At 66.6% G+C, this 19893-nt stretch carries 23 protein-coding genes; 9 read left to right on the forward strand and 14 right to left on the reverse strand.

From position 1 onward, the window contains the following. Positions 1–356: 356 nt before the first annotated feature. Complete coding sequence (locus tag WDA27_11190; protein MFA5891493.1) at positions 357–812, forward strand: PaaI family thioesterase; 456 nt, start codon at positions 357–359, stop codon at positions 810–812. A 3-nt stretch (positions 813–815) separates the two neighbouring features. Here the strand turns inward: WDA27_11190 and WDA27_11195 are convergent, their stop codons facing one another. Next, positions 816–1604, reverse strand: a complete 789-nt coding sequence (locus WDA27_11195) for an enoyl-CoA hydratase-related protein (protein ID MFA5891494.1) — start codon at positions 1602–1604, stop codon at positions 816–818. 108 nt (positions 1605–1712) lie between these two features. On the opposite strand from WDA27_11195, the gene WDA27_11200 reads away from it, so the two are divergent. Then, positions 1713–2048, forward strand: a complete 336-nt coding sequence (locus tag WDA27_11200) for a hypothetical protein (GenBank protein MFA5891495.1) — start codon at positions 1713–1715, stop codon at positions 2046–2048. Positions 2049–2105: 57 nt separating this feature from the next. On the opposite strand, the gene WDA27_11205 is transcribed toward WDA27_11200, so the two are convergent. After that, positions 2106–3560: an alkaline phosphatase family protein gene (locus WDA27_11205; protein MFA5891496.1), complete on the reverse strand. Its 1455-nt coding sequence runs from the start codon at positions 3558–3560 to the stop codon at positions 2106–2108. A 1-nt stretch (position 3561) separates the two neighbouring features. On the opposite strand from WDA27_11205, the gene WDA27_11210 reads away from it, so the two are divergent. Beyond that, positions 3562–6357, forward strand: coding sequence for a glycoside hydrolase family 38 C-terminal domain-containing protein (locus WDA27_11210; GenBank protein MFA5891497.1), 2796 nt, complete (start codon positions 3562–3564; stop codon positions 6355–6357). 32 nt (positions 6358–6389) lie between these two features. Here WDA27_11210 and WDA27_11215 read toward each other — a convergent pair whose 3' ends face one another. Then, positions 6390–7157 (reverse strand): SDR family NAD(P)-dependent oxidoreductase, encoded by a 768-nt coding sequence (locus WDA27_11215; protein ID MFA5891498.1) that lies wholly within the window; start codon positions 7155–7157, stop codon positions 6390–6392. A 152-nt stretch (positions 7158–7309) separates the two neighbouring features. On the opposite strand from WDA27_11215, the gene WDA27_11220 reads away from it, so the two are divergent. Further along, the gene (locus WDA27_11220; GenBank protein ID MFA5891499.1) at positions 7310–7945 is read left to right on the forward strand and encodes a M15 family metallopeptidase; all 636 of its coding nucleotides are present in this window, start codon (positions 7310–7312) and stop codon (positions 7943–7945) included. 7 nt (positions 7946–7952) lie between these two features. Here the strand turns inward: WDA27_11220 and WDA27_11225 are convergent, their stop codons facing one another. Beyond that, the gene (locus WDA27_11225; GenBank protein MFA5891500.1) at positions 7953–8765 is read right to left on the reverse strand and encodes a molybdopterin-binding protein; all 813 of its coding nucleotides are present in this window, start codon (positions 8763–8765) and stop codon (positions 7953–7955) included. A 36-nt stretch (positions 8766–8801) separates the two neighbouring features. Between WDA27_11225 and WDA27_11230 the strand changes: the two genes are divergently transcribed. The 3 genes from WDA27_11230 (at position 8802) to WDA27_11240 (ending at position 11114) form a co-directional block, all read left to right on the forward strand. Continuing rightward, positions 8802–9107: a hypothetical protein gene (locus WDA27_11230; protein MFA5891501.1), complete on the forward strand. Its 306-nt coding sequence runs from the start codon at positions 8802–8804 to the stop codon at positions 9105–9107. 93 nt (positions 9108–9200) lie between these two features. Beyond that, positions 9201–9452 carry a hypothetical protein gene (locus WDA27_11235; protein ID MFA5891502.1) on the forward strand — a complete coding sequence of 84 codons (252 nt, stop codon included), beginning with the start codon at positions 9201–9203 and terminating at the stop codon, positions 9450–9452. Between the two features lie 24 nt (positions 9453–9476). After that, the gene (locus tag WDA27_11240) at positions 9477–11114 is read left to right on the forward strand and encodes a SpoIID/LytB domain-containing protein (GenBank protein MFA5891503.1); all 1638 of its coding nucleotides are present in this window, start codon (positions 9477–9479) and stop codon (positions 11112–11114) included. Positions 11115–11178: 64 nt separating this feature from the next. Here WDA27_11240 and WDA27_11245 read toward each other — a convergent pair whose 3' ends face one another. From WDA27_11245 to sppA, 5 genes are all read right to left on the reverse strand, one after another. After that, positions 11179–12417, reverse strand: coding sequence for an MFS transporter (locus tag WDA27_11245; GenBank protein ID MFA5891504.1), 1239 nt, complete (start codon positions 12415–12417; stop codon positions 11179–11181). Between the two features lie 77 nt (positions 12418–12494). Then, entirely contained in the window at positions 12495–12782 is a 288-nt protein-coding gene (locus WDA27_11250; GenBank protein MFA5891505.1) for a WhiB family transcriptional regulator, read from the reverse strand. Positions 12783–12912: 130 nt separating this feature from the next. Next, a complete protein-coding gene (locus WDA27_11255; protein MFA5891506.1) occupies positions 12913–13035 on the reverse strand; it encodes a hypothetical protein in 123 nt (40 codons plus the stop codon). Between the two features lie 101 nt (positions 13036–13136). After that, complete coding sequence (locus WDA27_11260; protein ID MFA5891507.1) at positions 13137–13631, reverse strand: hypothetical protein; 495 nt, start codon at positions 13629–13631, stop codon at positions 13137–13139. Then, entirely contained in the window at positions 13628–14641 is a 1014-nt protein-coding gene (gene sppA, locus WDA27_11265) for a signal peptide peptidase SppA (protein MFA5891508.1), read from the reverse strand. The genes WDA27_11260 and sppA overlap by 4 nt, the downstream gene beginning before the upstream one ends. 117 nt (positions 14642–14758) lie before the next feature. On the opposite strand from sppA, the gene WDA27_11270 reads away from it, so the two are divergent. Beyond that, a complete protein-coding gene (locus tag WDA27_11270; GenBank protein MFA5891509.1) occupies positions 14759–15865 on the forward strand; it encodes a hypothetical protein in 1107 nt (368 codons plus the stop codon). A gap of 33 nt (positions 15866–15898) precedes the next feature. On the opposite strand, the gene WDA27_11275 is transcribed toward WDA27_11270, so the two are convergent. Then, entirely contained in the window at positions 15899–16666 is a 768-nt protein-coding gene (locus tag WDA27_11275) for an enoyl-CoA hydratase-related protein (GenBank protein ID MFA5891510.1), read from the reverse strand. Between the two features lie 222 nt (positions 16667–16888). On the opposite strand from WDA27_11275, the gene WDA27_11280 reads away from it, so the two are divergent. Further along, positions 16889–17155 (forward strand): hypothetical protein, encoded by a 267-nt coding sequence (locus WDA27_11280; protein MFA5891511.1) that lies wholly within the window; start codon positions 16889–16891, stop codon positions 17153–17155. Between the two features lie 384 nt (positions 17156–17539). Here WDA27_11280 and WDA27_11285 read toward each other — a convergent pair whose 3' ends face one another. The 4 genes from WDA27_11285 to WDA27_11300 all read right to left on the reverse strand — a co-directional run bounded on the left by WDA27_11285 (position 17540) and on the right by WDA27_11300 (position 19747). Continuing rightward, positions 17540–17896 (reverse strand): DUF5615 family PIN-like protein, encoded by a 357-nt coding sequence (locus WDA27_11285; protein ID MFA5891512.1) that lies wholly within the window; start codon positions 17894–17896, stop codon positions 17540–17542. Beyond that, positions 17893–18321 carry a hypothetical protein gene (locus WDA27_11290; protein MFA5891513.1) on the reverse strand — a complete coding sequence of 143 codons (429 nt, stop codon included), beginning with the start codon at positions 18319–18321 and terminating at the stop codon, positions 17893–17895. Before WDA27_11290 ends, WDA27_11285 begins: the two co-directional genes overlap by 4 nt. A gap of 267 nt (positions 18322–18588) precedes the next feature. Then, positions 18589–19371: a hypothetical protein gene (locus WDA27_11295; protein ID MFA5891514.1), complete on the reverse strand. Its 783-nt coding sequence runs from the start codon at positions 19369–19371 to the stop codon at positions 18589–18591. Between the two features lie 160 nt (positions 19372–19531). Next, positions 19532–19747, reverse strand: coding sequence for a hypothetical protein (locus WDA27_11300; protein ID MFA5891515.1), 216 nt, complete (start codon positions 19745–19747; stop codon positions 19532–19534). Positions 19748–19893: the final 146 nt, after the last annotated feature.

Consider the following 19893-nt stretch of genomic DNA (forward strand, 5'->3'; position numbering starts at 1 on the left):
TCATACAAACGATATCGGCGGCTGGGGCGTTCGGCTTCAGGACGCGAACGTTGCGGGCACATCGCGACTCATGTCAGGATTCGCCCGAGAAATTCAGCACCGCTTCGCGAGCAACGCACTACGCATACGCTGGGGCTTCGCAAACCGACCTGCGGTTTTGCCACTGTTGACACCACCGTCGCCGATGCGTACCTTTGCGCCCGCGACGCCCCGAAAAGCTCATGTAAGAACGTCGGTGAAAGGGGAAGGCACCGGCGCTCCGAACGGTTGATCGGGGCGTTCGCCTTTTCCAGCCTCGCGCCTGTGCGCGCAGCGGGCATTTGGCCTGCATCGCCGAGACCGTTACCATCGCGCCCATGCTGAACGACGAATTCGAAGCTCAGGTTCGGAAGCGCATGGGGAACAGCGCCTTCTCTCAGTGGATGGGTCTGGAACTCGTATCGCTGGGTGAGGGAACCAGCGAAGTGCGACTGACCCTCGAGCCGCACCACCTAAACCCTGGAGGAATCGCGCACGGAGGCGTCATCGCATCCCTGCTCGACGTGGCGATCGGGCTCGCCCACCGCACCCAGCTCGACCACTCTTCCGCACACGTCACGATCCAGCTCCAGATCAACTACTTGCGTGCGGTCACAGCCGGAACCATCACGGCTCACGGCACCTCGGTACACGCCGGAAGCCGAACCGGTTACGGCGAGGCAACCCTGACGGACGAGAGCGGCAAACCGCTGGCGCGCGCCACAGGCACGTTCCTCGTCCTGCCGGGCGGCGTCGAAGACCTCAAGCGCACACTCGCCCTCGACGGCGAGTAGGCGCTACTCGCCGCGAAAGACCGGCTCTCTGCGTTCCCGCGCCGCCTGCAACCCTTCAAGTAGGTCGGCGGTCGCCATCGTGACCGGCTGCGCGAGCGCCTCGTACTCGAGCATCGCCTCCAAGTCCTGGTGTTCCGCCAGATACAGAGCCCGCTTGAGCATCGCCGTCGGAATCGGCGCCGTGGATGCGATGTCGCGCGCCAGCGCCAGGGCCGCCTCAAGAACCTCACCCGCCGGGAGCGCGCGATTGACCAGTCCGATTCGCGCGGCCTCACGACCGTCGATGGGGCGCGCGCTGAAGAACATCTCGGCCGCGCGCGCCGTTCCAACCAGGCGTGTCAGCAAGTACGTCGCAGCCATGCCGGGATGCATCCCCAATCGGGTAAACGGCACCGACAACTTGGCGTCCTCGGCTGCGATCCGTATGTCACACGCCATGGCAAGGCACAACCCCGCACCGACTGCGTGACCGTTCACCGCGGCGATCGTGGGAATGTCGAGACTGCGTACGCTGAGGAACTTGGGGTAGAACACGCGCATCTTCGCGCGGATGTCGGGAACGCTCGCCCCGGGACCGGGATTGATCCACGACAGGTCTCCCCCGGCGCAAAAGGCAGATCCTGCTCCTGTAAGAACCAGCGCGCGCGCGCCGGCGTCGGCTCGGACCGACTCGACGGCCGCGACGAATGCGTCGGTCAGCGCCGGGTCCATCGCGTTGCGACTCTTCGGACGATTCAGGATGAGCGTGACGACTCCCCCGTCGCGTTCGACGAGAACCGGTTCCGAAGACATACGTGCTCCCTCTCTCTCGAAGACCGCGAAAGCATACCGGTGCACCGAGGATGTAACGCCGGACACGTCACCGCAGTCTCACGGTCAGAACAAGGAGGAGGTGAGAAGATGTATCACTTTGCAATCGTCGCAATGCTGGGTCTTGCTTGTTGGAAGTTCGTCGGGATGCTCCTCGGACTGATGAAGCAGGAAATGGACGGCTCCGTCAGGGCCTTTGTCACGTTGGGCACCGGCGTGCTCTTCGCCGAGATCCTGGGCTACTCAGTGTTCGCCGGATGGGGAGCGACCTTCCGCAGCGACTGGATGGGACCGGTCTTCACGGGACTCACCATCGGAGCGCTCGCCTACGTCTGGCATCACATGCTCGGGGTGTTGGAAGCGTACGGGCGCCGCAGCCGCGACCAAGCTCGCGAGATCGAGCAGCGCATTCCGCGCGCCGCGTGAGCTACAAGCGGACTGTTACCCGAAAGGGCCGGAGTTCCCCGCCGGCCCTTTCGTCTTTCACTCGCCGAGGTAGATGAACCCGTAACCCTCGTCGCGGAAGGGAATGCCGGCGCGCGCCAGCGCTTCGTCGAAGTCCCCTTTGCATTCGGGATCGGTTTCCTCCATCCCGTGATCGGCAAGCACTACGAATGCCGTCTCGCCGTTGCCCCAGTCGAGCGCGTCCAGAATCCGAGCGATCCGGCGGTCGGTATCACGAAGTCCGGCGCGCGCGATCTCCGAATACGGTCCACCTGCGTGCGCCGCCGCGTCCGGAAGAATGAGGTTGATCCACATCACGCGCGGACGCGGGTTGCCCGCGACTCCCAACCACACATCGATGGCCTGGCGAACCGCGATGTGATCGGCAGAGCTTGCCCACGCGTATCCGCCGGGAGTCGCCGCAAACATCTCGGTGGTGTCGGGCAGCCCGCGCGCGTCGGGCAGCGCTCCCGCGATCCCGCCGACCCCGGCGGCACGCACCAAATCGAACGTTGCGTACCCCGCGCCGCGATCGCAAGGTTCGTTCACCGCGGCGGTGAATCCGCCGCCGGAGCGAGCAACGGCCTCGAACAACGTTTCGACGTCCGCGCGGATCTCCTCGCGCGCCTGGTGCCAGGTCGCCGGCTCGTTCGCTTTGATCTGCCGGCGGGCCGCTCTGTCGAAGTAGTAGTTGTGCAAGATGCCGTGGCGCCCTGGGTGCGCACCGGTGAGCGCCGTCGTGTGGTTGGCGAGCGTGACGCTGGGAAACGACGAGATGCATCCGTGCCCGTACGTCGTTCCCTCGGACATCAGACGTGCGATGCACGGCAATTCACCCGCGTCGGCCATGGCGTAAAGCACGTTCGCGTTCGTCCCGTCACACAGAAACGCCACGACGTTCTTGGCGAACGCATCGGGGTCCAGCGCCTCCTCGAGCACTCGCCCCTCTTGCGCGCGCAGCAGCCGGCCATCGGACGCGGCGTGAACGCCGGCGAGGCGAGCCAGAGTGGGAGCGATGTCCACCATGCGTGCACTGCGCTCGAGACGCCCGAGCCTTCCCAGCCCGGCACCGGCAAGGATCAGCGGTGCGCGCGACTGCACCAGATCCAGCGATCCGTGCTCTCCACGGTGACCACCGCGCTCCTCCCAGTTGTGCGCGGGCGCGTGCAGCACCACGAGGTCCGGCGCGCGCGGATCCTCGAAGAGCTGGCCGATCCGGTCATAGGCGTCGGGGTAGTGATTCGTGTGCGACGGCGGTCGAACGTGCGCGATCTCGCGCTCCAACGGACGGAAGGCCCCTGCGTCCTGGCGCTCCAAAGGATTGCGGTTGCGCGCCCACTCGATGGTCCCGTCGCGGCGCGCCGACACCGAGCCTTCGCGTGTGTGCGCCTCAAACCTCCCATCGCCGCGCACAAGGACCATGTCCACTACGTGCGCGAGCGCGTCGCCCAGCAGCACGGCCGACGCGTCGTCCGCAAGCGAGTCCGAGTGCACGGTGAGGGACTATACTCGCGCCGTGCGCGCGCGCCGGGTTCTTCACATCGTGCCTCACACGCACTGGGATCGCGAGTGGTACGAGCCCTTCGAGGGATACCGGTTCCTTCTCGTCAAGACGCTGGACCGGCTGCTGGATCTACTTGACTCCGATCCCGCTTTCTCGCATTTCAACTTCGACGGCCAAACTGCCGCGATCGAGGATTACCTCGAAGTGCGCCCCGAGGCGCAAGAGCGCATCCGAGCCGCGGTTCAAAACGGACGCATCGCGATGGGTCCCTGGCGAATCCTGATGGACGAATTCTTGTGCTCTGCCGAGACCATCGTGCGAAACCTTCAACAAGGCGTCGCGTCCTGCGCGCGGTTCGGCCGGCACATGCGCGTCGGCTACATCCCGGATTCCTTCGGACACATCGCGCAGATGCCCCAGATCCTGCAACTCGCGGGACTCACCGACGCGGTGGTCTGGCGCGGTGTGCCGCGAGCAGTCGACCGAACCTCGTTTTGGTGGGTGGCTCCCGACGGCTCCCGAGTTCGCACGGCGTACCTGGCAACGTCGTACTCAAACGCGGCGACGCTGCCCGATCGAGTCGAGGATCTGCTCGTGCGCGCGCGCCGTATCGCGGACGACCTCGAGCCATTCCGACCCGGAGATGTTCTACTCGCTATGAACGGCAGCGATCACCGCCCGCCGCAGCCGCACTTGCCCGCCGCCATGGCCGCAGCCAATGCGGCGCAGGACGAGTTCAAGCTGCGCGTCGGATCCGTGGAGGAATACCTGCGCGCGCTGCCTGCGCCGGACGACCTGCCTGTGTGGCGCGGCGAGTTGCGCTCGGGGGCGCGCGCCAATCTGCTCATGGGAGTCGCCGGAGTGCGGGTGCCGCTCAAGCAAGCGGAGTTCACCGCGTCGGCACTGCTGGAGCGCTACGCAGAACCCCTGCAAGCGCTCGCAGGCTCGGACACGGGGCGACTGCTCGAGCGCGCATGGCGCTGGATGGTTGAGAACTCCGCTCACGACTCGATCTGCGGCTGCGGCATCGACGCCGTCGCCGACCAGGTGCTTGCGCGCTATCAGGAAGCCACGCGCGTCTCCGACCTCGTTGCGGCCGACTCGCTAAAGCAGCTCGGCGCGCGCCTCGACACTGCCTCGCTGCCGCAGGGACGCGAGGCAGCGATCGTGTTCAACCCATCTGCGCGGCCGCGATCGGGAGGCGCCGTCGAGGTCACGCTTACCGCCCCCGGAGAGCCGGGCGCACTTGCGTTTCGCGCCGCCGACGGTTCACTTGCGCCGGCGCAAGTCCTGGCAACCCAGGAGCGCATCGTCGTCGACATGACGTTGCGGGGCACCCAACTCGCGCGGATCGTTCCAACCATCCACTCACGACAGATCAGCGAGCTGTGGGTGAACAGCGTGACCGTCGAGCCGGGCTCGCCGGCGATCGTACGCATGCGTCTGTCTCCGGTTCCCGAGGGCGAATTCGACGTCGAAGCGGCAAAGCGAGCCGTCGAGGGACTCGCGCGCCGCCGGCCGAAGGCGAAGTTCCGCGTCTTGGGCGTGGGGCCACCGCTGTGCCGCGCGCTCGTGCGCCTTCCCGAAGTAGGCGGCCTCGGTTGGACCTTGCTCGAGCCGGTCTCGGCGCGCGACATCCCCGGCCCCGCCGCGCGCGCGGACGGGCACGTGCTGGACAACGGCATCTTGCGCGCCGAGGTCGGCGCCGACGGGCGGGTCGCGCTCACTCGCCTTGCCGACGGGTTCCGCTACGAGGAACTCCTGGGCATCGAAGAAAGCGGGGACGCCGGCGACGAATACAACTACTCGCCGCCGGAGCAAGACCTCGTCGTCACCGAACCGTCCGGACCGGTCGTCATCGACGAAGTCTCGGCCGGACCGGTCGAGGCAGCGCTGCGCTTCACGCGCACCTACCGCGTGCCGGCGGGACTCACCGGCGGCGGCCGCGCGCGCGCACGCCGAATGATCCCCATGCGCGTACATACCGAGATCGCATTGCGCGCCGGCGAGGCGTTCCTGCGCGCCCGCATCGACCTCGAAAACGGCGCGACCGACCACCGCGTCCGCGTCATCGTCCCGTTGCCGTTCACCACCGAGCACTCGTGGGCCGACGGCGCCTTCGACGTCGTAGAGCGCAAACTGCTTGCCGAGGGCGGCGATCACGAGTTCGGCCTGCCGACGTTCCCTTGCAGGCGATGGGTGGACGTCGGCGACGGGACGAACGGCCTGGCGATCTTTCACCGCGGCACACCCGAATACGAGGTTCCGGAAGGACGCACTGTGGCCGTCACGCTACTGCGCGGAGTTGGGTGGCTTTCTCGACAGGGAATGGCATACCGCGCAGGGCCCGCCGGTCCGATGCTGCAGACCCCCGGCGCCCAACTAATCGGAGATCACCGCTTCGAGTTGGCGCTGTATCCACATACCGGCGACCGGCGCGCCGCGAACGTGCACGACGTGTCCGAGACCTACGCGTACCCTGCGAGGGCAACGATCGTGCGCGCACACTCCGGTGCGCTCCCCGCCCAAGGTTCAGGCCTTCAAATCGAACCGGCGAGCGTTCAGCTTTCCGCGCTGGTTCGCGAGAACGGCTCACTTGCGTGCCGGATCTACAACGCCTCCGCCGAACCGGCGCGCGCGCGCATCACGTTCGGCCCGGTGCTCCAAGTGCGAGACGCATCGCTCGTGGGACTGCTCGGGGACGTGCGCGCGCCCGTTGAGGTGGAAGGCAACACGGCGGCAGTTGACCTGCGCGCGTGGGAAATCGCAACCCTGCGTCTGACCTGAGCGACCGACCGGCGCTCAAACGAACAGCCGCGCTACATGATGATGAGCTTGCTCCCGAACCTAGCGAGCGCGCGCATCACAGTCCGATACAGCGGAGGAACCGTCGCGCGGCCGACTGCTGCAACCCCCATGTAACGCGGAGCCGACACCTCCCACGATCCGCGCGCGGCGGCCCGGCGCGCGATCCGCACGACCGAATCGGCGCGCGCCAGAAGCAGGCCGGGCAGATGCGCGTGCGGGAACGTCGCGGTCCGCACCGGTCCCGGATTGACCGTCACAACGCGCACTCCACGCCGGGAAACCTCGGCGGCGAGGGATTCGAAGAAGCCGACCATCGCGAACTTGCTCGCCGAATACGCCGCGGCCTCCGGCAATCCAACACGTCCCGCTACCGAGGCCACGTTGATGATCGTCCCGCTCCCCCGCTCCAGCATCCCCGGAAGGATCGCCTTCGTTGCGCAAACCGCACCGAGGTAGTTCACGGTCATCACTCGCTCGATCCGGTCGATGTCCAGATCGGTCACCGCCCCGCCGCCGGCCATACCTGCGTTGTTCACAAGCACGTCCACAGAGCCCATTCGCTCCAGCGCCGCGCTCATGGCCTTCTCGACCTCGGTCCGGTCACCAATATCGGCCTGGAACACGTGGGCGCGCCCCCCGGCTGCCTCGACCTCAGCGGCGACGACCTCCAGCCGGTCCCGGCCTCGCGCGACCAGCGCAACCTCGGCTCCCGCGCGCGCGTACTGCAGCGCGAACGCGCGCCCGATCCCTGCAGATGCTCCCGTCACCACAACGTTCATACGACCTCCCCGCAGACATCTCGGCTCTTTCCGGTTCATCGTCCCCACCCGGGAGGAATAGGACCTCCGGTGGCAGAATAGGCTCTTTCATGTCCCCCACGCTCCGAACTCGCTTCGCGGCGTGCCCAAGCCCTCGACGGCCGGCACGATCCGTGGCGCTTCTCGCGTTGCTCGCGTTGGCCGGGTGCGGGGCTGCCCGGGTGGACGAGCCCGGCCCGGCACTGCGGATTCCCGCCGCGCGGATCGCGGCGCCGGCGGCTGTGTCGAAGGCCACGACCGTACGGCCGGCCCAAGCAGTTGCCCCATCGCTCGTCGGCGCGGACAAGACCGGAACCGTTCTGGACGAAGCGCGGCTTCACCAATACTTCGGCTCGTTCTCGGTTGCGCGCGGCCCGGACGGCACCGTCGCCCCCGATGCACGGTGGGTGCGCGCGGCCATCGCCGACTGGCGTGTCCCCGTGCTCGGGACGGTCCGCTGCCACCGCAACATTCTCCCGCAGCTCTACTACGCGATGCGAGAGATTCAGCAACGCGGACTGGCCCCGCTCATCCGTTCGTACGACGGATGCTACGTGCCTCGATTCCAGCGCCTGGACGACACCGTGCTGTCGGCCCACACCTGGGGCATCGCGATCGACATCAACGCTTCGCAGATCCCCCAGGGAGAAGAGCCTGCAATGGACCCGCGTGTCGTTTCCATCATGCAGCGATGGGGTTTCGCTTGGGGCGGGAACTTCGACATCCCCGACGGGATGCACTTCGAGTTCGCACGTTTCCCGCGCGCCTGAGGCGGATCTACTCCTCGCGACGGCGCGCGCGGCGCTGATCCATGAATGCGACAAGACGACGTCCCTCGTCGGTCGACGTGACGGCGTCGATCAGCGCCCGCACCGCATCCGCCGCGGCACCGACCGCATCCTCGGGTCCCGCAAGACGAATCAAAACGTCCTCTGCACGCGGATACGACCCGATCGCAACGCTGGGGTAGTCGGCCTGGATCCGCGACAGCGTCTCCGCCAAGGCCGATTCCGGAAACCAATGCACTATCTCTTCTCGATGCACGCGTTCGCCGGTGCCTTCGAGAAAACGCGGCTCGACCGCTTCGCGAAATACGGTCTGCAATTCACGGGGTGGACCCGGCAGAACGACGATGCGCGCGCGCGCATCGTCGATGACGACGGCGGGAGTGACGCCCAGCGAGCACACCAGAGCCTCCGCGCCGCGAGGCGCCAGCGCCATCTTCCGAAGTCCCGCGGCTCCCAGCGCCTCAGCGAATCCCGCCGTGCCGGCGCGCGCGATGAGTTCCTCCAAGCGCGCCGCAAGCGGCTCACACGGAACAAGATCAGCACCGAGCGCCGCTGCGACTCCCTCCATCGTGCGATCGTCGTGCGTCGGTCCGAGCCCACCGCACACGAACACAATGCCGGCCGACCCCGCCAGTTCCCTGCCGATCTCGGCCGCGATGTGCCCGGGGTCGTCCCCGATGACGACCGCCCGGCACAAGCGATGCCCGTGCAGGACCAGCCGCGTCGCGATGAAGTGCGTGTTGGCGTCGTGGACGTGACCCGACAGTATCTCGTCCCCGACGACGACCACCGCTGCATCCATGCGCCCAGTAGATAGCATGTACTCCAGGAGGAACGCATGATTGTTCGCTGTGGACGCTGTCGGATTGAACTGGAAGTCGCAGGCCCGGGCGAATTCGCCTGCCCCGCGTGCGGCACTCGCAACATGGTGGGCGGCACAGCCCCTCAGGGTCCCGCGCTCGACCTCCCCGACCTGGGCCGGACGACGCCGGCCTCGCCGCCGGAACAGACTCCCGGCGTGCGCTGGACGGCATGCCCACAATGCAGCTATCGCTTCGCAGTGGGCGAAGTCGCCTCTGTGACCTGCCCGGCATGCTCGGCCGGCCTCTCGATCGACGACCAGGGCGCGGCGACAATTTCCTAATTTCCGGCAGGAGTCGGGCTCCCGGCCCCGAATCAGGGAAAAGGGAACTTACGGAAGCGCACCGCAGCAGCGGTGGCGAAACCGGGAGTCGACATGGGCCGCGAACAGCACCAGGAAACCCCGGCTGGGATCCCGACTCGGATTGCCGATCTCGCCGAAGATCTGGACCGAACTCTGGAGTCCGTTCGCAACCACTCGCGCGCGGGACGAGCCGACCTGGCGGTAAAGATCCTCGACGTTCAGCGAACCAATCTGGCCCGGTTCATCGATGCGGTCGCCCGCGACGCGGCCGTAAGCCCCCGCCCCTCCTGCCGGGCGATCGTCACCGCGCACGCAGACGCCTGAGCTTCGCGCGGCTAGTCTGTTTCGATGCGCAAGCTCGTGATGATCGTCGCCGCGTGCGCCGTGCTCGCCCCGAGTCCCGCGCCGGCCTCATCGCCTGAGCGGCTCGTGCTCGAACCCGGGCCGTCGACAATCATCACAGTCGAGGGCTACTACCCGACAGTTCCGGACGTGTGTTCCGCCAAGCAACCTAAGCCGCTTCGAGCTAAGTACCGAGGTCGCCTGGAACTCGTCCGCAAGGGGAACCGAATCCGGATCATCAACCGCCTGTCGTTCTCGCACTACTTGCGAGGCCTGGCGGAGGTTCCGGCCTCCTGGCCGGAAGCCGCGCTGCGCGCGCAAGCCATCGCGGCACGCTCCTACGCTCTGCACGCCGTCCGCCGCGGCGCCGCAGGCGCCGCGGCTCGCGACTACGACATCTGCGCTACCGACCAGTGTCAGGTGTATCGGGGGGCAGCGATCGAACTCGGCGCCTTCGGAGAACGCTGGGTCGACGCCGTCGAATCCACTCGTGGGCGCGTGCTCACCTACGGCGGATCGGTCATTCAAGCCTTTTACTTCTCTACCTCGGACGGCTGGACACGCCGGTCCTTCCCCGGCGGAACGCCGCAGCCGTGGCTTCCCAGCGTCGAGGGCGAGGACGCCGACGCACCCCTGGCCACGTGGACGGCGTCGATCCTGCTGGACGACCTGGCCGGGATCCTGCGCGCGCGTGATCTGTGGCAGTTCGGCAGCATCGCTCGCGTCACACGCAGCGGCGACAAAGTCCGCATCCTTGGACCGCAAGGCTCCCGTTCGCTATCGGCCGCCGGATTTCGCGCGGCGATCAACGCCGAGGCACCCTGCTTGTTCCCCGACCGCTACCCGGGCATCGGGTCGGCGCGAAAAACCAAGCTGCCGCAGACGGTTCCCTCGACGGTCTTCACCGCTCGCACCTCCGGCGGCTCGGTCATCCTTCGCGGCCGCGGATGGGGACACGGCGTCGGGATGTCACAGTGGGGCGCGCGCTCGCTTGCGGACCGCGGAGCGACCGAGACGGCGATTCTCAAGCACTTCTACGGACCGGCTCGCGTGGCGAAAGGCTCCGAGCCCAAGGTGATCCGCGTGCTCGCCGCCGAGGATCTTCGCCGCGTCCGACTGAGCGTCGACGGCCCGTTCCGAGTGACCACCGAAACCGGAAGCGAGCTGGCCGCGTCAACGCAGTTCGAGATCGTCGGCGGAGACGCCCTCACAATTCGCCGCGGAACCGGACCGTCACTGGCGCCGGTTCTTGAATTGCGGACTCAGACGGAATCACTGAGCGGCGAACCAGGCGCGCAGACGTCGATCCCGTTCGAGATATCTCGGCCTGCGCGCATCCGCATCGTGCTCGCCGGCGCGACAACGGACGCGCCGCAGACATCCTTTGAGGCCGGAAGCGCCGAGGTCTTGCTCACGCTGCCCGACAAGCCCGGTACCTACCAGGCATACGTTGAAGCCGACGACGGTCTAGACCGCGTTCGCAGCCCGTCGATCACGCTCGTCGTAGCGGCGCCTGCGCCGCCTGCGCCGCCACCGCCTCCCTCGCGCGCGCTGCCCATCCTCACGGCCGTCTTGCTCGCTTTCACGGTCGGCGCGGGCGCGGCCTTCGTACGACGCCGGGCGCGCGCCCGGCGCATCGCCTGAGTCCCTCGTCGGCTCGATTCACATCGTCGCTCGACATCGTTCCGGCCGCTTCGCCGGAGGGCCGTCAGGCCGGTGGAGGAATCGGTTCTCCGCGCAGGGTCTCCACCCGACGCAACACCACAGCAGCCACCAAAGCAACCACAGCGAATGAAGCAGTCGTCCAGCGCGGACCGACGGCGTCGGCGAGCGCGCCGTCGACGATCCCGGACACCGCCCGCGGTCCCAGGAACGCGAGCGTCCACAGTGCGCTCACCCGGCCCCGCAGGGACTCGGGGACGTCGCGCTGAATCGTGGTTGTAAAGGCCATCGTTGCGGTGATGTACCCGGCACCCGTGACCGCGCACGCCACAAGCGCAACCCAAAACACCGGCGCCGCTCCGATCCCGATCAGCCCGATGCCCAGCGCCAGCAGGCCCGCCCATCCCAAGCCCCGCTCAGTCGCCGCTCGAATTCCCCGACGGCCGACAAGAATCATCAGTGCCGAGCCGGCGCCCCAGGACCCCACGATCCAACCGGCGCTTCCGGTGCGCATCCCGAAGACCTCGACGAGCGCCGGCGAGAGCGTGGTGATCGGGTCCAGGCTTGTGCCGATCGCCGCAATCGCCAGCAGCATCCACCGCGTGCGCAAATGACGCCAGGCGTATGCAATAGCCTCTCGCATGGGGCCGGGAGGCCGGTCGGCGGCGCGAGGAAACGGAACGCGGCCGACGAGTGCGAGCGCGGCGATGAGGGCGAAGTACGACGCGGTGTTGAACCCGAACGCCCACGTGGCCCCAAGCGTCACCAGAGTGATCGCCGCAAGGACCGGTCCAAAGGCGCGCGCGAGGTTGAACGTCAAAGCGTTCAAGCCGATGGCGTCGGCCAACTCGTTGCGCGGGACCATCAGCGGAATGAGCGCCTGCATCGTAGGAATGGCCACAGCGATTCCAAGTCCGAAACCAAACGAAGCCGCGGCAAGCACCCATCGCCCGGCAAGGCCGAGCCCGAGCAAGACGGTAACGGACGCGGCCAGCAGCGCAAGTCCGGTCTGCGCGCGGCGAAGCAGTCGAAGACGATCGTACCGATCGGCCATCACGCCGGCGGGCAATGCGAACAACAGCACGGGCACTCCCAGACCGAGTCCGGTAATCCCCACCCAGAAGGACGAGTGGGTAAGGTCCCGCATCACGACGGCGAGCGTGACGTTGTTCAGCCAAGTGCCGACGTTGGAGACGAGGTTTCCCGCGAAATACAGCCGGAACTCACGACGACGCAGCGGCGAGCCGCCGGCACTGGATGATCCTGATTCGCGAGCCGATCCCATGGGACGCACAGCCTACCGGCCCGCCGGGGAAGCTTCGGGCGGGAGTCCGGATGAACCGAACCCCCGCCAAGCCGACGTCAGGCGACTTCTGAGTCCTGCTCGAACTCGGCAGTTCGCAGCGCCTCGTCCTTGCGCGGGCGACCACGGCCGCGCTTGCGGTCGATGACTCGCCCGCGATCAAACAGGTGACCGCCCCACACTCCCCAAGGCTCACCACGGTTCTGCGCTCCCTCGAGGCATACCAGCCGCAGCACGCAGGGCCCGCAGATCGCCTTCGCCTCCGCAATCTCCTGCGGCTCCTCGCTGAAGAACAGATGGAGCAGACGCGCGTCACCCGAAGAGCACTCCGCGCGGCTCCAGCACAACGTTTCGGTCGCCTCCACCAGTTCCACCTCCTTCGTTTGTCCCGGCCGTTTGGTCCGGTGCGTTCATGTCTGAAAAAACAGAAAGGCCATCGGTTTTCCGATGGCCCGGTCTCGTGGGTGTTGCGGTTCTCTAGTCGAGTCCCCCCTCGGTACCGGGCCCGGGCTTCGGGTGCTTCGAAACGGCCGTCGCAGGCATACGAAGAGCCGACGACTTCGCGTCGTTCGCCTTCGTAGCCTGGTAGCCGAGAATCATTTCGTCGCTCCTTGGGGGGCCTTGCGCCCGAGTTGACGCAGTATGCCAGCGCCACCGCACCCCGTCAACGGAATAACCCCCGTCGGTCGGCGCCGGGCGCGCTAACCGGCGATTTGTCCGAACACCAGCGCCGTAACGATGGCTGTGGCGACGATTAGCCAGGAAAGACCGAGCCACAGGCCGGCCGTCGCCCGCCCGCGTCCAGACTTCGGCGCCGCGCCGGCGTCGATCCGGGCGCGCGCCCTCACACCCAAAGCGACGGCGATCGGCGCAGTCACGAAGCCGGTGAACAACCCAATGAAGATCAGAACCAGCCCCCAGGTGACAATGCCGAGCACCATGGCGCTCGTCGCCGTCGCCGAGGTGTCCTGCGGAGCCGCCTGCGCGGCGACGACGATCGGCACAACGGGCGCGCGCGGGGCTGCGGCCACGCCCTGAAGCGCCGACAAGGCCGGACTCGCCGCGACGAGTTCGGCAACAGGCTGGTCAACCTGCTCGGCAACGGGCTCAGCGACGGGGGTGCCGCACTCCGTGCAAAAGCGCGCCGGCGCTTTCAGCAACGCTCCGCACACACCACACCCGAGCGACGAACTCATCCCAGCCACAGGTATCCCAATCCCGCGCGCGCCGGCATACCGAACTCGCGACGCACTTGCTCGAGCATGGAACCGCGCCCCAGCCCGGACAGCTTTGCGCCGAGCATGTACCCGAGGCCGAACGGCGGCCAGGTGTAACGCACGACCTCCACGTCGGCGTCTTCCGGCACGTCGGCAAGAGCCTTCGCGCGCGCAACGGCGTCGTCATACCCGCCGACTTCGTCGACCAATCCGAGGCGCTTGGCCTCCGATCCGCTGAATACGCGCCCGTCTGCGAACGCGCGCACCTTCTCGGGCGAAATCCCCCGGCCGTCGGACACAACCCCCACGAAATGGCCGTAGGCCTCGTCTACCATTCCCTGCAAGAGTCGCTGCTCCGCCGTCGTCATGTCGCGGAACGGCGAACCGATGTCCTTGAACTCGCCGCTCTTGATCACCACCATCCGCGCGCCGAGCTTTTCGGCTGTCCCGGAGACGTTCGGAAACTCCGCGATCACGCCGATGCTGCCGGTAATGGTGTCCGCGTGCGCGACGATCTTGGTCGCCGCCGTCGCGATGTAGTAGCCACCTGAGGCCGCGACGCCGTCCATCAAGACGATCACCGGCATGTCCTTTGCGACCTCACGAACGGCGGTGTGAATCTCCTCGCTTGCGACGACGGAGCCCCCCGGCGTATCCATCCGGATGATCACCGCCCGAACGCTCTCGTCTTCGGCCGCTTGACGCAACTGCCCGACATAGTCGTCGGAACCGAACTCCGGACCACCCGACGGCGCGAAGAACGCCCCCGATCCGGACACAATCTCGCCGGTCATATCGATCATGGCGATCTTCTCGCCACGCCCCGAAACGTGAGCCTCGTCCCAACTCGACTCGATGTACGCGGGTCCGACGCTGGAAATACCGAGAATAGCGACCCCGGCCATGAGCGTTGCTACCCACAGGACCAAACCGACGACGAGCAACACCATGCCGCGATTGCGTCGCGGCCGCGCGACAGAAGTTTCCATGGCCGCAGTATGCTCGACGCGCTCCCCGCAGCCAACGAACTCGGAAGGCGCGCGCCCTTGGGAACCGTTTGAAACGCGCATCCGTCAAACTCCAGAGCACCAAACGAGGAGGAGATCGTGAGAACGCGCATCGCTTGGTTTGCCGCCTTGGCCGTGGTCTTCGCCGTGCCGGGAGCTGCCGGGGCGCAGGTTTCCGGTGAATCCGGCGGCACCGAGCCCGGGCACGCAGGCGGGCGCATCGACGTCGCTTCCGTCCGGATGACGGCAGGCGGCAAGGATGTATCCACGGCCCCCGTCGATCGCGAGATCGAATTGCACGTGACGCTCATGAACTACTCCGAGAACACCGCGCAAGACGTAGCGATGCGCCTGGACTCGGGCACCGAAGGCGTCCGCATGACGCAATCAAACGCATCGTTCGGAACCATCGCCGCTGGGGCGACGGCGACGGGCGTTTACGCGTTCCAAGTCGCGCGCGCGGCCTGCACGGGATGGGCAGGCTTCGTCGGCTCGATCGTCTCGTCGCTGGGTGAAGACGTCACGAAGTTGGGCATCGAGGTTCAGTGTCCGGGGCCAAAGCTCGCAGTCGAATCCGTTCGCTACAGGGGCGGCGACGGCGATGAGATCCCCGAACCCGGAGAACGCCTCACCATCGACGTCACACTGAAGAACTACGGGATCGACCCGGCCACCGGCGTCACTGGGTCCTTGTCGGTACAGGGCCCGGTGACGGTGCGCGAGAACACCTCGCGGTGGCCGGACCTCGCCCCCGGTGCGAGCGCGGTTTCTTCGTCGCCGTTCGTCATCGAGATCGCTGCGGACGCCGAGCTCCAGCAGGACTGCGGCAACACGGGTGGCGTTCCCGTGACGAGCCTCGACACTGCCGTCTCCTCGGCGGAGACGCCGCAGACCGTACCTGCCGAGGGTGGCACGGTTGAACCCAAATCAGATGACCCCGCCGTCGAGAGCGACTACCAATCGGTGTCCTTCGAAGCGACCTTGGCCCTTGCATCCAATGAAGGCAAGTTCACCGAGGGCTTTGGAACCGCAATGGCGTGCGCCATGGCCGACGCGGCAGCCGGGCGTCCGGCCGCTCTCGGACGGGCGGAATCGACCGCGAAGGGAAGCAAAACCCCCACCGGGCGCACCGGGACGATTGTCGTCATCGTCGTGCTGACACTCGTCGCCGGAGCGGTGTTCGCGCGGTACCGCTTCAGTCGCTAAAACCCCACGCCGCCGCCGCAAGCAGCCGCCGGCTTATCGCGCGCGCGGCGGCTCCGGGCGGTCGCCGGAAACGAAACGCTCAAGTCCGGCCAGCATCTCGGGGTCTAGCAACGTCGCCCGTCCCGCGACCGCCTCCTGCGCGATTCCTTCGTCCAACACAGGATGAAACGCCGCGATCGTGGCCGCGCGATCAGCTCGCAAACTCGCTTGCGGGTAGTCCGCAATCCGCGCCGCAAGTTCAACCGCGCGCTCCAGCGCAGCCCCGTCGGCAACGACCTCTTGCACGAACCCCATGCGCAACGCTTGCGCGGCGTCGAACCGCACACCGGTCTCGATCAGATACAACGCGTTTGCCTGGCCGACAATCCGCGGAAACCGCTGCGTTCCGCCGTCGATGAACGGAACCCCCCATCGCCGATTCAGCGCGCCGAACTCAGCGTTTTGCGACGCGATGCGGAAGTCGCACCATGCCGCGAGTTCCATCCCGCCGGCGAAGCAGCAGCCGTTCACCGCGGCGATCGTCGGCTTTCCGGGATCGAGGCGGGCGAATCCGATCGGACCCGCACGATCGGTCCAGGCGTGGTCCAGCAGTTGCGACGCCGACGACAAGTCGGCTCCCGTGCAGAATGCCGTGGGACCTGCCCCGGTGACGACCAACACACGGGCCGCCGCATCGGCTGCGAACGCCGTCACACCTTCGGCGAGAGCGACGGCCGTCGGAGCGTCGATGCAATTGCGAACCTCCGGGCGGTTCAATGTGATCACGGTGACGCCGCCGCGGCGCTCGATGGAAACCGTCATTCCCCGCTCCTTCCGGTGCTCTTTTCACATCTTTGACCGGAGGCTATCAACGCGGACCTTTGGCGCGCGCAGCGTGGCATCGGCCCCTAGAAACACCCGTTAGACCTATACAGAGATCACCGCGAGCCGCCGACTGCTTTCTCAGTCGCGCAAAGACCACAATCTCGAGGCCCTCATATGTCACCATCGGAAGCAGCGCAAAGACCAGCGCAACGTGACGCAGTGGTCATTTCGCTCGAAGAGCGCCGGCGCGCGCGCGCGGCTCGACGTCGGCGCGGCCGGCTCCCGTCGCCCGGGAAGGTGTTAGTCGCGTTGAGCTTTGGGGCAGCCCTGTGCGCCGTTCTGCTTCTGCTCACGTCGCTCACCGCGCTCGCAACCTCGCGCGGCGCAGTCGGCATCATCGGCATCACCGCCGTTGCCAGCATCGTGATGTGGCCGCGCGCCGGGCGGTGGATCAGTCGGGGACAAACCCCCGACCAAGTCACCTAGCCGGACTTCCCCCCAAAGGGACCTTGCGTTTCTCGGAAGCTCCCCGACGCGGAAAGTTGGACCAATCGGTGACTTGGGCCACCCAGCGCCCCATCACTCCGAACTCCACAGCGATCGCGTACTGAATCCGCGGGGAACCCCTGACGGCTCCCGTCCCGCCTCGCTAAGCTCTTGAGCGAGGTGCGCGCCGAACACCATCGCAAGACGGGGTTCATGCTCGGCTTCGAGGAGATGGTGGGAGACACATGACCGCAGCCAGCAGCCGTCGTTCCTCGAATTTGCGAAGGCGCGCTGGGGAAGCAGCAACAACAAGACGCATAACGCGAGCCGACGGGCGATCCTTTCCGATTCTCACGCTGTTGTGGAGATCCGGAAAGCGCGGCGCTACAGCCAGTGCACGCGGTCCTTGAAGCTGTCGTCGCCAGGGTTCGATAACAGCAACTCGGTGAGAGCCCGGACGAAGCGGCTGATGGCGTCGCGACCCCTGGGCATGCTGGCATCCGACGTGAAGATGAGCCCGAAATGCTGGCGACCTTCCTCGGCCCAGCGACGCGCGACGGCCGTGAAGTCGGCGACGTTGTTGGTCAGCAGGGCGCGCTGTTCCCGGTGGCACAACTCAAGCAGTGGTTCGTCCTCCTCGGCCTCCCAGCCGCGTTCTAGCGCAGCGATCACGTCGTGACTCCTCTCGCGGAGCTGCGCGGCGATCGCCGGGGAGTAGTGGTGGTCGAGCGCCAGCTTCACGCGAGTGCGCGCTGCTGGCGCTCCCAGCGGGAGCGCTCGTCCTGCTCGACCTTCGCCGCAAACGCGGCATCCTCATCAATCTCTTCTGTGAACTCCGCGTAGTACTCAACGGCCGCTCGAACGAGCCGCGGGGTGATACCGAGGTAGTCGGCGGCCTCTTCGATGTTGCCGTGACTGCTTCGGACCGTCGACACGATCTGGTGCACATAGAGCCGGGTGCCGACGACGAGTGGCTGCCGGCGTCCCGCAGGCCCTGGGTGAAACCGAACAAGCGGATGTCGCTCGAGGCGAATTGCTTCACCGAGTAGCCGGTCGACCAGCGCGTTGCGGGACTCGCCACCTGCCGCGGCAACCACTTCGAGCAACTCAAGCGTGCGTCTCGACAGGCGGAACGAGCGCTGGATCGATCGTGGCTTCTCCCGCATGTGACCCAATGTATCACAACCGAGCCTCTCATGGGGTCGTCTGGGAACTGTACGAGCGCCTGGCACTGAAGAACCATCGCCGCCCCGAGGAACACGGTCCCCAGCATGACGAGCCCTCAGTTCCCCCCTCGACAAGCCTCTGGCTTGTTCTTGTCGGTCATAGACCCGAACCGCCCGACGACGCTCATCAACCCGCCCACGCCGCGCCGCCGGTCTCTCGGGGCCCCTGCGTGCACATGCGGTTCCCAGGAGTGACCCACCTGGGTTTCACGCGTCGGCGTGCGTCGGGTGCAAGCGGCGGCGCTTCGCGCGCACGAGGTGAAGGAGGTAGGTGGCCTGCCCTACGAGCGAGATCGCGCACAGAGCGACAACGGGCGCGACGCGAACCTCCCAATCCACGACGTCGAAGACCAAGACCGATGCAGCAGACGCCATGAGCACCACTACACACGCACGACTTCCCCTGATGCCCCCGATAAGCAGTCCCGCATTGATGACAATCGACGCCCCATACACGGGCCAGGGACGGCCGGCGAGTGTCAGATTCGTAAAGTCGGCGACTTGAAACACGATCACTGCGGCCAAGAACACGAGCGATACGGCCCTGCGCGGGGCAGACCAGAAAAGCCCCCCATCCGCTATCGACGAGGCCCCGTCTGTTGGCAACCGCGGGTCCTTCCTCCGGCGGGCCGAGCGCGAGGAGACAAGATGCTTGAAGTATGCGCCCTGTCCGATCAGCGAGATCGCGCACAGCGCAACAACGGGCAAGCCGCGGATCTCCCAATGCTCAAGTCGGGAAGCCAGCAGGCCCGCCGCCGCGACCATCAGAAGGCCCACGCATACCCTGTTGCCCTTGATGCCCCAAACCATCAGCGCAGCATTGACGGCGATTGTCACCCAATACACGCGTGCAGGGGCCCCTTTGAGCGTCAGGTTCGTCAGTTCGGCGGCCTCGAACAGGACTACCGCCGTGACGAAGACCGGCAGCGCACGGTGAGGTTCCGAAAGGCGCAACCACATCCCCGCCACGCGTCGCCCCAACCTACTCATCGGTCAGAACCGACCATTCACGAACGTCCCCATAGCTGGGTCTTGTGTTCTTGTTCATCGTGACCTCCTGAAGTCTGCGCGCTCCATCAGATCACGCACTTACACACCGCCAGGACATGCCCAGGCGTGGTGGCGCATCAGGATCCGCCCGTTACCATGTTTATCCCGATAGCCCCCCACCGAAGGCGACGAATAAGACCCGCGACCGCAGCGTAAGGTGAGTTCCGAAACGCTTGACGACGCGCGGAAAGTACCACGCGCAAAGGACGATGTAGGCCGCGTAGAGGATGCGGATTACCGCGCCGCGGTGGTAGCCCACGTCGATCGCGATGAAGAAGGCCGCACTGCCTGGCTCGTCGTCAGCACTATCGTCCACGCTACCCATCGATGGCGCTCGAGATCGCGCTGGGCCAGCGCTGTGAGTCGTTCAGACCAAGACCTAACGCGGCGCATGGCACCTCCGACACCGAGTCCGTGCTGTCTCCTTAGCCTTGTTTCGCGATTCTCGTTGCCGGTTGTCGT

Source organism: Actinomycetota bacterium, assembly GCA_041658565.1.
Classification (GTDB): domain Bacteria; phylum Actinomycetota; class AC-67; order AC-67; family AC-67; genus JBAZZY01.

Excerpts from the sequence above, each read along its gene's own strand:
- WDA27_11230 (MFA5891501.1), top strand. The coding sequence starts at position 8,802 with ATGATTGTTCGCTGTGGACGCTGTCGGATTGAACTGGAAGTCGCAGGC.
- WDA27_11290 (MFA5891513.1), bottom strand. The coding sequence starts at position 18,321 with ATGCGGGAGAAGCCACGATCGATCCAGCGCTCGTTCCGCCTGTCGAGA.
- WDA27_11275 (MFA5891510.1), bottom strand. The coding sequence starts at position 16,666 with ATGACGGTTTCCATCGAGCGCCGCGGCGGCGTCACCGTGATCACATTG.
- WDA27_11215 (MFA5891498.1), bottom strand. The coding sequence starts at position 7,157 with ATGAACGTTGTGGTGACGGGAGCATCTGCAGGGATCGGGCGCGCGTTC.
- WDA27_11235 (MFA5891502.1), top strand. The coding sequence starts at position 9,201 with ATGGGCCGCGAACAGCACCAGGAAACCCCGGCTGGGATCCCGACTCGG.
- WDA27_11245 (MFA5891504.1), bottom strand. The coding sequence starts at position 12,417 with ATGGGATCGGCTCGCGAATCAGGATCATCCAGTGCCGGCGGCTCGCCG.
- WDA27_11225 (MFA5891500.1), bottom strand. The coding sequence starts at position 8,765 with ATGGATGCAGCGGTGGTCGTCGTCGGGGACGAGATACTGTCGGGTCAC.
- WDA27_11195 (MFA5891494.1), bottom strand. The coding sequence starts at position 1,604 with ATGTCTTCGGAACCGGTTCTCGTCGAACGCGACGGGGGAGTCGTCACG.
- WDA27_11255 (MFA5891506.1), bottom strand. The coding sequence starts at position 13,035 with ATGATTCTCGGCTACCAGGCTACGAAGGCGAACGACGCGAAGTCGTCG.
- WDA27_11190 (MFA5891493.1), top strand. The coding sequence starts at position 357 with ATGCTGAACGACGAATTCGAAGCTCAGGTTCGGAAGCGCATGGGGAAC.
- sppA (MFA5891508.1), bottom strand. The coding sequence starts at position 14,641 with ATGGAAACTTCTGTCGCGCGGCCGCGACGCAATCGCGGCATGGTGTTG.
- WDA27_11260 (MFA5891507.1), bottom strand. The coding sequence starts at position 13,631 with ATGAGTTCGTCGCTCGGGTGTGGTGTGTGCGGAGCGTTGCTGAAAGCG.
- WDA27_11240 (MFA5891503.1), top strand. The coding sequence starts at position 9,477 with ATGCGCAAGCTCGTGATGATCGTCGCCGCGTGCGCCGTGCTCGCCCCG.
- WDA27_11295 (MFA5891514.1), bottom strand. The coding sequence starts at position 19,371 with ATGAGTAGGTTGGGGCGACGCGTGGCGGGGATGTGGTTGCGCCTTTCG.
- WDA27_11200 (MFA5891495.1), top strand. The coding sequence starts at position 1,713 with ATGTATCACTTTGCAATCGTCGCAATGCTGGGTCTTGCTTGTTGGAAG.